Raw genomic sequence first — 12,890 nt, forward strand, 5'->3', positions numbered from 1 at the left:
AGTTACGAATTAAGTGAGATTGATGCACAGAATTAAGAAGAGTTACCCCTTTAGAGGTGGCTATATTGTACTGAAATGCAATTGACGATATTTACTTGGGGCTCCTCCTGTATACTTCATGAATGCATGACTAAAAGCACTTTGATTAGCAAAACCGGTTTGTTGAGCAATTTCACCTACTGTAAATTGACTTGTTTCAAGCAATGTTTTTGCATATTGAATGCGTTTTTCTACAATATATTTATGCGGTGTAACTCGAAACTCTTGCTTAAAAATGGCGTAAAATTGACTCTCCCCAAGAAAAACCGTGCTTGATAGCTGCGCGACTGTGATCTTACTTCCAATGTGTTGCGTTATAAAATTGTCGATCACCTCTTGATTTAAACGTTTAATCGTTTTTTCTTCATTTTCATCAATTAAATGACGGTGAAGCAAAGAAATTATCGTGTCGCTACATGCTTTATTTAAAAGATGATCATCAATATTAGCTTGAATTTCACACACTAATAATTGTATTAGGTTCTGGATTTGTGCATCTAATTGATAATACCCATGACTAACAAAGAGTTCATTTACTCTATTTGCCAATTCGTCATTCCCAAAAAACTGAGGGAAATTAAGTACTAAGACTTCTGCCTGATATAAACTTGAAAAAGCATGCTGAAAGTTAGCAGGAATGACACCGACTTTTCCCGCATAAATCATGCTGCTTTTATCATTAATTTCAAATTCCGCTTGCCCTTTTAAGCCAATCACTAGCTGATGATACTCATGCGAATGCAGATCTCTTTCTTCAGGTAGCATGATAATTTGTGTGGGGAAAATCCAATCCATTTGTATGATAAATCCATAAATAACTAATATTACTAATGAACAAGAGTGTAACCAAGATCATAAAAACAATCTATTGATAATAGCTATTCGAAAGCATGATCATGAATCAATATAATACAGTCAATGTCATTTCAATTTTATTACTTCAAAAATAGTGCACTAATAAAATTAAAAAAACCTTTATTAACAATAGATTAATGAAACGTTAAATAATAGAGAATCCACTTTCTTATTTTTAAACTTGATCATTGTTCCATTAGCCCGAAACGATGATCAAATTAAGGCTATCTTCGACACATTCAAACACAAAAGGTTGGTATAAAAATTGCTTTGTTTTATATGGCGTCAAAACTATGAATAACAGATACTTATCTGCATAAATCATTTGTACCAACCTTAAAGAAGCCACTGAATAGATAATTGGCGATAATGAGTATAGATTGGTATTATTAAAGTGAAGTATGTAGATCAGTATCAATATACGATTAGCCCTCACTAAATGAAGAAGAACAAATGCAATATCACGTTCTTCTATCAGCGGTGCGGAGATGGGTTAATTTTTATGAATTTATTACTAAAAAAATTATTTATGTCTATTATTAAAAGCAGAAAAATTATGAACCGTAAAGGACTACCCGCTCTAGCACTACTGTTATCGCCGGCGCTTTTTACCTCTGTTGCGCTTGCTAATACCGACACTCAATCAATAACGCCTACTGTTGATTCTGTTGCTTCTATTGATATTAAACTGACTCACAAACGTGATGAAGTTAAGCAACTAGAAAACACTGTGGTTAATGATCAAAGTCGTCTTCGTGAATTGCGTAATCAAAGTGATGCTTTAGATAAAAAAGCAACACAATTAGATTCTAAACGTAAACTTGCTCAACGTAATTTAGATGAGCAATACAATCGAATGATTGATGACCCAGATCTAGATATCACTCCTTTCCAAAAGCAATACCAAGACTCTTGGAAAGAAGTAAAAGAGAACCAAGTCGCTAAATTATCCATTCAACAGGATATTCAAGAACAAACTCGAGTATTAAAAACAAGCAGCACTAAAAAACAACGTGCATTAGACGAACTTGAAATTCTTGGTGAATCTCGTCAAGAAGCTCGTGTACTTCGCCTACAAGAAGAATTAGCAGCACAAGATACTTTAGATGTAGTTCATACTGTTACTTGTAAGATGTCGATGACATTAAGCGCATGTTCAAGCCAAGGTAAAACGCTAAGCATGCAAAAAGCAGTAAACAGCTTTCAGCAGCAGTTGATCAACGGTTTTACTGAAGCAGAAACAGTGAAGCAGCATGTAGATAATGTATCGTTAAATATTCATGTATTAGACAGTGCGATTATTGACAGTGGCTTTAATGGAAGCAACCGTTACACCACTAAATTACAAGCTTCATTACGTGCGCGTCCGAACACAACAGCAGCATGTCAATTATTGGGCCTAGAAAACCGTTACTGTATTGAAGAAGGCACAGCGCAATCATCAAATGATAAAATCAAAAAAGAGAAGAAATGGGTTGGTATTACCATTCGCTCTAACCGTCATGAAGATAACGTAACCGTTAATGGTGTTAATTATGGCAGCACACCGGTAGACGTTATGCTACCTGCTGGTCAGCATCAAATTACCGTTGAGAAATCAGGTTTTGAGCCATACAGTCGTCAAATGTCACTATCTAAAGACATGACGGTATGGGCTGAATTGAAACTTCAGGAAAATCGTCCAAAGCCAGGCAAGAAGTTTGCTGACCGTCTAAGCAACAATCTATTAGCACCACAAATGGTTGTAATTGGTTCTGGTAATTACCATATTGGTAAAGATGCAGCAAAAGACGTAACTATTTCAACAGCCTACTCTATTGCAGCTACTCCTGTAACCGTTAATCAATTTGATGCGTTTGTTGCTAGCTCAGGCTACATTACTGAAGCTGAAAAAGGTGCTGGCTGTAATGCTATCAATGGCGGTGAAACAAAACGTCACCAAAACCAAAACTGGCGTAAACCTGGATTTGAACAATCTAAAAATGCACCTGCAGTATGTATTTCTAAAAAAGATGCAGAAACCTACGCAAACTGGTTAACAAAACAAACTGGTTTTACGTACGCACTGCCTTCTGAAACACAGTGGGAAGTAGCTGCACGAGCTGGTAGTAAAGATGCATACTGGTGGGGTTCTGACATTGGCTCAGGCAACGCAAACACAGGTTGGGGTGGTTCATCTTGGGCAAACAAGTCAACTTCTCCGGTAGGTAGCTTTGGCGCAAACCCTTACGGTATCTATGATACCGCAGGTAATGTTTGGGAATGGACAAACACTAAATCAGGTGTTGTTCGTGGTGGCGCATGGAGCTTTGCACCAACAAAAGCAAAAGCCTATGAATCTCTAGAGCTAAATCCATCAACAAGCGCTAACTACACTGGTTTCCGTGTTGTACGAACTCTGTAATTAATGAATATACGTTAACTAAATTCATAAATAACAAAAACCGCTGACATCAGCGGTTTTTTTATGTTCAAATAACGTTAATCAACCGCTTCAGGCAAAATGCATGCAAGAATCCTTAGACATCAGTTGGGCATTGATGGGGCTATTTAGCCTTACTCTTGTGATCCCATTTACCATTAATCGCATTTACCAATTGGATCTTGCTAAAGAGATCGGTATTAGTGTGTTTCGTATGGTGGCACAACTGGCTTTTATTGGTCTTTATCTTGAGTTTGTTTTCCAGCTGAATAATCCACTACTGAATACACTTTGGATTATTTTAATGATAGGCATAGGCTCTAGCTCTATCATCTCTAAAGCTAAACTTCCTAAAAAACGATTACTGTTTCCTGTTGCAACGGGGTTATTGGTTGGGCTCTCACCTTTAGTTATTTTACTTAGCTCTGTGATTATTCAGCCAACACCGCTATACAGCGCTCAATATGTGATCCCTTTAGCCGGCATGCTACTAGGCAATAGTTTGAGTGGAAACATCGTTGCATTGCAAAACTTATTCACCGCATTTAAAGAGCGTGAGAGTGAATACCATGCGGCCATCGCTCTTGGTGCCTCGCCTCGTTATGCCACGCTCCCTTTTGTTCGCTCTGCGATGCAAAAAGCCTTTGCCCCTATTATGGCATCAATGGCTACGACTGGCTTAGTTACCCTTCCCGGCATGATGACAGGTCAAATTTTAGGCGGGGTTAATCCAATGGTCGCCATCAAATATCAATTACTTATTTTAATCGCCATTTTTGTTATGCTGACAATATCAGTTACCATCACATTACAACTGACCCTCAAACATAATATTTCTAAAGAAGGGAAAGTATTAGTCCGTTTTCTAGATCAATGATCTAATAAAAATCAAATAAAGGAGCCTTCTCAAATGGAATACTCAACACTTGGTAGCAGTAATCTATCAGTCTCTCGTATCTGCTTAGGTACCATGACATGGGGAAAACAAAACAATCAAGAAGACGCCAATCAACAAATTGATTACGCACTTAGCCAAGGTATTAATTTCATTGATACGGCTGAGATGTATGCAGTGCCTCCTTCGCCTGATACCTACGGTAAAACAGAAACCATTATTGGTAATTGGTTAGCTGCAAACCCTGAACGACGTAAAGAGATTATCTTAGCCTCTAAAATCGCAGGTCCGGGATTACCTTGGGTTCGTGAAGGTTCGCCAATTACAGGTGAAGCCGTTATTGCTGCAGTAGATGCATCACTTACTCGTTTACAAACGGATTATATTGATCTTTACCAGTTGCATTGGCCGAACCGTACTTCTCCACATTTTGGTAAGCATTTTCCTAACCAGTTTAAATTCAGTGATTTTGATGCAAAGAAAGAAGAAACAGAGATGCTTGAAATCTTGCAAGCATTAGATACTTGCATTAAAGCAGGTAAGATCCGTCATATCGGGTTATCAGACGACACGCCTTGGGGTATTAACACTTACCTTAAACTGAGTGCTAAATACGATTTACCGAAAATGGTTTCAATTCAAAATGAATTCAGCTTATTACACGCGAAAGATTGGCCATATTTAATTGAAAATTGTGTTCATGAAGATATTGCATACTTACCTTGGTCACCATTAGCGGGCGGTATGTTAAGTGGCAAATACTTAGATGGAAAAATGCCAGAAGACAGCCGTTGGACGTTCTCACAACGTAATGGTATTTTTCGAGATACGCCTGCGGCAAATGAAGCAGTACGAGCGTATATGCAAGTAGCAGAAAAACACGGTTATACACCTTGTCAGCTTGCATTAGCATGGTGCGACCAAGTAGATGGAGTTACATCAACCATTATTGGTGCTACGTCTCTAGATCAACTAAAAGAAGACATTGAGGCGTTCTCAAAACCATTAAGTAACGATGCTATTTCAGAGATCAATGCCGTATTTAGAAAATACCCAATGCCGTTTTAATTAACGAAGTAGATGATCATTACATAGAAAAATGGCGCATCCTATCTTGATGCGCCATTTCTTTTCTTTCTGTAAAACTCTATTTAGGATATGTTAAATTACTTAGCCTCTAACGATAATAATACGCTACTGGTGTTTTGCTCTATATCGAATCTACTATCAAGTAGAAAAACACGAGATGCATCGACTTTAACGGTATCAACCAAATACGCTTTTACTGCTTGAGCACGCTTTTGAGCTAATTGTCCTAACTGTGCTGGTGATACCTCTTGCTTATTTAATACCAAATTATATAACGCAATATGCCAACGTTTCGCTAACTCTTCATCAGTTAACTCTACGCCTTTTTTATCTTCTTCGTCTTCTATTCTGTCTTCTACTACGCTTGCCTTTTCGCTAAACTCTTGCTTATACAGTTGTTGTAAAGCATCCGATAACTTACCTGATGTAGGCATTGTGCTCGCAGTCAAGTTTGTCGGTAACTCGGTGATCATTACCTGTGCAGAATCAGCTAGAAGTTGATTAAATTGCGTTAGGGCTAGCGCTTTACTGTCTTCTGGCGCATTAACAGCACCATCAACCGTTAGTTTTAGTTTCGGGCGAGTTTCTAAAGCTGTACCTAACGTTTTTAATTTTTCTTGCTCTTCAGTCGTTAACTCATTAGAACCAAAGTTAAACGCAATCACATTCAATTCTTCATCTGAGTCCGCAAGACCTGCAATGAACGAGAATGGCGCAGTTACTGCTTTAGTTATGATGTTTGAAATCGTACTCCAAATAACAGCACCTAAACTAAACTCAGGATCATTTACATCTCCAGTTACTTCAACCCCTAAATCAATCACTCCATCGTTATCTTGCAATAAAGCAATCGCTAACTCTAACGGTAGTGAGGTTGCTAAATCACTGTCACTGGCTTTACCTAGCTGTAATTGATCGATAATTACGTGATTCTCACCCTTTAATTGGTTGTTTTCTAATTTATAGTTAAGCGCTAACGTTAATTGGCCTTTATCAATGTAATGACCTGCATACGTGCCTGAATAAGGGTTAACCGTGGTTAGCTCTACACTTTGGAATATGACATCAAGGTCTAAGTAAGGCTGTTTGAGTAATGGGTTTATTTCACCTTTTACTTTTACCGGTGCGTATTTTTCAATATTACCACTAATATCAACCGTTGCTTTGGTGCCTGGAATACTCGATACATGGCCGATATTGCCTTTTAATTGCTCAATGCCTGAAGAGAAATTCGGCGTAAGGGAGTTATCTGCAAAGAATGCCGAACCATTATTGAACGCAATTTTTCGAACTCTCAAATCAAACGGTTTTGTGCCCTTTTTCTTGGCTGTTGTTTTCAATTTTTTAGCTTTCGGCTGTGTCACAATTAAGTCGCCAATATTGGTGGTACGGTCTTTATTGATCACCACTCTCGCATAAGGTTGGCTTAAGCTTAACGTATCGACTGCTAATTTATTTTTTTGTAAATCAAAATCAAACTGATTGACCGCTAATGAGCGCCATTTTACGAACGGTTTTCTTAGTTTATTGTCACGAATCGAAAGATGATTTACTTGAATACCACCGCTAACCTCAACTTTACCTTTTGCATTGGCGTCTAACTTAGCTTGCGTACTCACTTCCCCTTTGGTTAAGGTTGCATTTACTGCGGTTGCTAAATAAGGTTGGAATTGCGCTAACTTCAATGACTTCACATCAATATCAGCCAATACGGCTTGTTGTTTGGCATCGGCTTGGCCTTTAACGCTGATATCACCTTTACCATTTAGCGACGTAAAGAAATCAAAATCAATCGGTTTAGAGAGATCACTTACAATCTGACTTGTCGTTAAGTTAATTGGAGATACCTGCCATTGATTGGCTTTTTTGGTAATGACTTTCTCTTCGACGTTTAACTGGTAGTCTTTAATTTCTACGCCACCCAGTGTCACTAACCATGAAGGCGCATCAGCAGTAGGTTTAATCTCTTTTTCTACCGATTCTTCTTTCTTTTCTTTTGACTCTTCAGTAATAAATTTAGGGGTGAATAAGGCAACAAGATCGGCACCTTTATTATCGACTCTTGCTGACACATTTAAGCCATGAGAAGTAACAGAAGCGATGTTAACAGTCTGATTTTCTACATTAGTTGCAATGCCATTCACTGAAAAATTAGGTAAAGAAACAATCGATTTATCTTCTGCATTAAAATTTAGGTCATTAACTGAGAACATACCATTATCAGTAGTGATGCTCATCGTATCATCACTTTCGATATCACCGATGGTTTGAGCCAGATGATAGTTCGATGAAAAATTCACATTACCCGAAGTTAATTTGGCAATAATGTCTTTTTCAATGAATCCCCATAAACGTGGTAATTGAATATATTGAACCTTAACATCGCCAACCACTTCTAACGGTTTTAATTGCAATTGACCTTTCAGCTCTGCCTTGCCAGAATCTGCATCGGTAATTTGTAAATGGTAGTTATTCTTTTTCTCTGCATCTGTAAATAAGCTTTGGGTAGAAAACGCACCTAACGTGAAATTAATATCTGGATACGCTAATTCTGTTGCTGTAATACCATCAAAGAAACTCACATTACCTTGTGTTAGGGTGGTTTGCTTAATCAATACAGGGAATAGTGCCTTATGGCGATCACTGGGCTCTTGTATCTTGGGTTCAGGCTTTTCTTCTGAAGCCAAATTACGATTTACTGCATCTAAAATATCACTGAAATTAAATACCAGCTGTTCTGTGTTATTTAGGCGTTCGATATCAATATAAGGCTTATCTAATGCAATATATTCAATTGAGATCGCGCCATTAAAAATGGACTCCCAAAAATTAACTTGGACGCTGGCATTTTCAAAACTGACAAAAGAATCTGAAGACTCAATATCCTGGATAGAAAACTGATCTATATCTAACTGAAGAGTAAAAGGGTTAAACGTCACATCAGCTAGAGTCACTGGGCGTTCTATGAGTTTAGATAGGTGTTCTGGGATCTGCTGTTTAGCAATATAAGGAACCAGTAAACCAAACAATGCGGCATATAAAAGATAAGCACTTAATCCATACGTACTCCAACGAATACGTCGAGGAAAAGCACGAAACGTGGCTATTGCTGTTTTAAATTTGTTCGACATTATGACTCTATACTCCTACGTCTATATCGACAAGGATCAGATACTCATCTGGATATTCTTTAACACTAAAACTTATCCAGATACGCATCTTTCCCTGATTAACTAAAAAAGCCATCAATGGCATAATGACAAGAATAATTACTTATTCCTATGATACCTAAGTAAAGCACCAAAATTTTATCTCTAGTGTTTGTTGATGTCTACCAATCTCCTCGTATCGATCATCAAAATTCGACAAAAGTAACTTTGAAGCGAGATCACCATCCTCAATGGTGCGGTATTTACTCTAAATCCCTAAATAAATACTGCCATAGTCCTGTTATGCATTTATTATCAACACATAAAATAATTTACCCCGTTCATGGTTAGGTACTCTAAAAATGAAAGTCATCTCTATAATAAGTGCAGTTGCTATGACTGTTTTCTCCACCCCACTTTGGGCTAACGTAACTCCACTTAGTTCATCTCAATGCCAAGCCATGATCGGCAAAGGTGTTATGTCGACTAAAGCGCCAGTTCAATGTAATCGTTTACGTAATGTTTCCTTTAAACATTACACGTTTGATGGAAAAACAACGACAGGTAAACTGGTTGTATTAGATGCTGTGGCACCTCATGTTGAACGTATTTTTGATGCGTTGTTTCAGCAAGGCTTCCCCATTGAACAAGCCAAACCTATCGAGTATTACGCTGGCAATGATGTTAAATCCATGGATGCTAATAACACCTCAGCATTTAACTACCGACCGATTGCAGGAAAATCTTCCCTCTCTTTACACGCTTATGGCGTTGCTATTGATATCAATCCTCTACAAAACCCATTCGTTGAATTTACGTCTTGGGGAACTGCGACATTTAAACCACTAAAAGGTCATGAATATTCAAACCGAATGTTACAGCGCTTAGGGAAGGAGGACAGAAAGGGATTTGCAGAAGAGGTTATTAATCTTTTTGCTAAAAACGGATTCATTTACTGGGGCGGCTATTGGGATACACCCATTGATTTCCAGCACTTTCAAACCAGCCGTGATATGGCGTATTTAATGACGGCGATGCCAGTCAAAGAGGCATCCTTATTCTTTAATCATTATGTTGATTGGGTTCAGTCATGCCAACAAAATTACGGTTCTAAGCAGATGAATAAATTCAAAGATTACACTTCATATTTACAAACAGAATTAAAAACAACGACGTCTTTAAACCGTTTGTATAAAGCTAACCCTAGTGCTGTGATGCAAGCAATAAACAAAAAAGCACAAGTGTCACAATCTCGTTGCTTTAAATAACCTGAACCTGAACCTGAACCTGAACCTGAACCTGAACCTGAAAAGCATAAACCCGTTGAACTCTCATTCAACGGGTTTATTTTTACTCAGTTTATAACGGTTATTTGTTTAAACGATTCGCAGTCCAAACATACAGAAGCTCTAAAGCAATCGTCGCACCAGCCAGTGCTGTGATATCACTTTGGTCGTACGCAGGTGATACTTCTACCACATCCATACCAACCATGTTGATGCCTTGCAAACCACGGATGATTTTTAAGATTTTATCTGAATTCAAACCACCACAAACAGGTGTACCTGTACCCGGTGCAAATGCAGGATCAAGACAATCGATATCAAACGTTAGGTATACTGGTTTATCACCAACAATGCCTTTTATTTGTTCAATAATCGCATCAACACTCATGTCATTGGCTTGCATGGCGTTAATTACATTAAAGCCGTGATCTTTTTGATCATACTCAGTACGAATACCAATCTGCACTGAATGCTCAGGCGAAATTAACCCTTCATTTGGTGCATGGTAAAACATAGTACCGTGATCGTAACGACTGCCATGGCTATAAGTATCAGTATGAGCATCAAAATGAATTAATGCCATTTCACCATATTTTTTACCATAAGCACGTAACAAAGGCAGAGTAATAAAGTGATCACCACCTAAACCTAATAACGTTTTACCACTATCTAAAATAGCATCAGCTGCAGCTTCAAGGCGTACCGTTAAATCTTCTGCATCGCCCGTATCAAAAACAAGGTCACCTGAATCGATAACTTTAGTATGATCAAATACATTGAAATCCCATGGGAATTTTTTGCCTTCCCACGCTAGATTTACTGATGCACGACGGATCGCGTCAGGGCCTAAACGCGCACCAGGACGACCTGAGGTTGCCATATCTAATGGCGCACCTAACACAACGATGTCAGCATCGTTATCAATTGGGTTTTGTACCAATGGGCGACGCATAAATGTCATTGCATTTGAGTACAATGAATAATCTTTTTTGGTAAATAAATCGTTCATTAAAAATCTTCCAAATAGGTGTAACCCATTAAGCCTTGCTCTAACTCTTCAAGCACGCTTTGTTGTTCTTCTTCTGCAACTTTCGCTGTCACCATGTCTTTGTAGTTTTGACGGATCAAATCCACATCAATATGCACATAACGCATCATATCTTCAACGGTATCGCCTTCATTGATATAATCAATATTCGCTTCACCATTTTCATCAACATTTACAACAACGCTGTGGGTATCACCAAATAGGTTATGCATATCACCCAAGATCTCTTGGTATGCACCCACTAAGAAGAAGCCCATCAAATAAGGTTCATCAGGGTTCCAAGCCGGTACTGGCAGTGTGGTTTCAATACCTTGGCCATCAACGTATTGGTCAATCGTACCGTCTGAGTCACACGTAATATCCAGCACAACTGCGCGATGTTCGTCCGCATTATCAAGACCACTTAACGGCATAACAGGGAATACCTGATCAATACCCCACGCATCCGGTAACGATTGGAACAGAGAGAAGTTCACAAAGAATTTATCCGCTAAACGCTCACTCAATTCATCTAGAATTGGACGGTGGTAACGGTTCTTGGTGCTCATTTTTACGCTTAATTCATAGTTAATACGTAATGATATTTGTTCTGCCCATGCACGGTGTTGCAGGTTAATCATGCCTGTCGCAAACTGATTATGCGCTTCTGCTACGTCACATTGAGTATCGTTATAAATCTCAATTAATGCGCGATCATCGCCGCCATTTTCTAACTGCTCTAGGTTACGCCACATATTGTGTAATAACAAAGGATCATCACCACAAGGCGCTTCTATTGCTTCTGGCGTGTAGCTTTCAGTTCCAATAACGTTAGTAATTAACACCGCGTGATGCGCCGTTAACGAACGACCAGATTCAGAAATGATCACTGGCATTGGTTGTGAGTAAAGCTGACAAATGTCACCGATTGTCATCACGATATTACGCGCGTATTCCGCCAAGCCGTAATTCATCGAGTTAGATGATTGACTGCGAGTACCATCGTAATCCACCGCCAAACCACCACCCACATCGAGGTATTTTAGTTTTGCGCCAATATCACGTAATTCACAATAAAAACGGGCCGCTTCACTTACACCATTACGCACATCACGAATGTTGGCCATTTGTGAGCCAAGGTGGAAATGCACAAGCTCTAAAATATCTAGTTGGTCTTCTGCTTTCAGACGGTTAATTACCGTCAATACTTGAGAGGCAGACAAACCAAATTTCGATTTTTCACCACCACTTGCTTGCCATTTTCCTGCGCCTTGAGAAGCAAGACGAATACGCAAACCAAGGCGTGGTTTAACACCTAATGCTTTTGCTTCAGATAGAACTAAATCTAATTCTGATAATTTTTCAAGAACGATAAAAACACTGTGACCAAGTTTCTCACCAATCAGTGCTAAGCGTACGTACTCGCGGTCTTTATAACCGTTACATACGATAACTGAACTCGCTTTTTGAGCTAGCGCTAGTACGGCCAATAGCTCAGGCTTACTGCCCGCCTCTAGACCTAATTGCTTTTGCTCTAATTGCGCCTGACTTGCAAGAATTTCATCAACCACTTCTTTTTGTTGGTTTACTTTAATTGGGTAAACAAGAAGATAGTGGTTTTCATATTGGTATTCATCAATCGCTTGGTTAAATGCATTACAAATATTATGTACGCGCTGATGAACGATTTGGGGAAAACGAACCAAAGCAGGCAATCCGATATTTCGCTGCTCTAATTGATTCACAATATGACTTAATGGGACTTGATGATCAGATTCACTACGTGGTGAAACATACACTTCACCATTATCATCAATACCGTAAAAACCTTGGCTCCAGTGCTTTACATTATACTCAGCACGGATACGATCCAAATTAACCGAATGTTCCAAATCTCGACCTCACATAAATAGGGCCATCAAAAGAAAATACCTCGTTGGAATATCGAAGCATAACCTAGGGCGTGTTATCCCTAACAATCCTTGTAATCTAACAAATTGTCGACGGCATTAACTAACATTCTTTAAACGTAGTCCAATAATGAATATTTATCGTAAGAATCGAAAAAATTTGTCGTTATTTTGGTTCAAAATTGAGAGATAAAACTGTAACGCTTTTTGTCATTATC

The 12,890-nt window shown here is 38.6% G+C and carries 8 protein-coding genes; 4 read left to right on the forward strand and 4 right to left on the reverse strand.

The genetic code is table 11. The features are described 5' to 3' along the window. Positions 1-60: 60 nt before the first annotated feature. Complete coding sequence (locus PVK71_RS07690) at positions 61-834, reverse strand: helix-turn-helix transcriptional regulator (RefSeq protein ID WP_274418612.1); 774 nt, start codon at positions 832-834, stop codon at positions 61-63. A 562-nt stretch (positions 835-1,396) separates the two neighbouring features. Between PVK71_RS07690 and PVK71_RS07695 the strand changes: the two genes are divergently transcribed. From PVK71_RS07695 to PVK71_RS07705, 3 genes are all read left to right on the forward strand, one after another. Then, positions 1,397-3,298 (forward strand): SUMF1/EgtB/PvdO family nonheme iron enzyme, encoded by a 1,902-nt coding sequence (locus tag PVK71_RS07695; protein ID WP_274418611.1) that lies wholly within the window; start codon positions 1,397-1,399, stop codon positions 3,296-3,298. A 103-nt stretch (positions 3,299-3,401) separates the two neighbouring features. Then, positions 3,402-4,193 (forward strand): ABC transporter permease, encoded by a 792-nt coding sequence (locus PVK71_RS07700; protein ID WP_274418610.1) that lies wholly within the window; start codon positions 3,402-3,404, stop codon positions 4,191-4,193. Between the two features lie 33 nt (positions 4,194-4,226). Further along, positions 4,227-5,279, forward strand: a complete 1,053-nt coding sequence (locus tag PVK71_RS07705; RefSeq protein WP_274418609.1) for an aldo/keto reductase — start codon at positions 4,227-4,229, stop codon at positions 5,277-5,279. A 98-nt stretch (positions 5,280-5,377) separates the two neighbouring features. On the opposite strand, the gene PVK71_RS07710 is transcribed toward PVK71_RS07705, so the two are convergent. Further along, positions 5,378-8,431: a DUF748 domain-containing protein gene (locus tag PVK71_RS07710; protein ID WP_274418607.1), complete on the reverse strand. Its 3,054-nt coding sequence runs from the start codon at positions 8,429-8,431 to the stop codon at positions 5,378-5,380. A gap of 380 nt (positions 8,432-8,811) precedes the next feature. Here PVK71_RS07710 and PVK71_RS07715 point away from each other — a divergent pair, with 380 nt between their 5' ends. Beyond that, the gene (locus PVK71_RS07715; RefSeq protein ID WP_274418606.1) at positions 8,812-9,717 is read left to right on the forward strand and encodes a M15 family metallopeptidase; all 906 of its coding nucleotides are present in this window, start codon (positions 8,812-8,814) and stop codon (positions 9,715-9,717) included. A gap of 100 nt (positions 9,718-9,817) precedes the next feature. Here the strand turns inward: PVK71_RS07715 and speB are convergent, their stop codons facing one another. After that, positions 9,818-10,744 carry an agmatinase gene (gene speB, locus PVK71_RS07720; RefSeq protein ID WP_274418605.1) on the reverse strand — a complete coding sequence of 309 codons (927 nt, stop codon included), beginning with the start codon at positions 10,742-10,744 and terminating at the stop codon, positions 9,818-9,820. Beyond that, on the reverse strand, positions 10,744-12,636 hold the full coding sequence (gene speA / locus PVK71_RS07725) for an arginine decarboxylase (RefSeq protein WP_423734703.1): 1,893 nt from the start codon (positions 12,634-12,636) through the stop codon (positions 10,744-10,746). The genes speB and speA overlap by 1 nt, the downstream gene beginning before the upstream one ends. Positions 12,637-12,890 lie beyond the last annotated feature (254 nt).

Origin of the sequence: Aliivibrio sp. S4MY1 (genome assembly GCF_028765545.1) — a bacterium.
In the GTDB taxonomy this organism is placed as follows: Bacteria; Pseudomonadota; Gammaproteobacteria; order Enterobacterales; family Vibrionaceae; genus Aliivibrio.

Coding starts and splice junctions, on each gene's coding strand:
- PVK71_RS07705 (WP_274418609.1), top strand. CDS start 4,227: ATGGAATACTCAACACTTGGTAGCAGTAATCTATCAGTCTCTCGTATC.
- speB (WP_274418605.1), bottom strand. CDS start 10,744: ATGAACGATTTATTTACCAAAAAAGATTATTCATTGTACTCAAATGCA.
- PVK71_RS07715 (WP_274418606.1), top strand. CDS start 8,812: ATGAAAGTCATCTCTATAATAAGTGCAGTTGCTATGACTGTTTTCTCC.
- PVK71_RS07695 (WP_274418611.1), top strand. CDS start 1,397: ATGAATTTATTACTAAAAAAATTATTTATGTCTATTATTAAAAGCAGA.
- PVK71_RS07690 (WP_274418612.1), bottom strand. CDS start 834: ATGGATTGGATTTTCCCCACACAAATTATCATGCTACCTGAAGAAAGA.
- PVK71_RS07700 (WP_274418610.1), top strand. CDS start 3,402: ATGCAAGAATCCTTAGACATCAGTTGGGCATTGATGGGGCTATTTAGC.
- PVK71_RS07710 (WP_274418607.1), bottom strand. CDS start 8,431: ATGTCGAACAAATTTAAAACAGCAATAGCCACGTTTCGTGCTTTTCCT.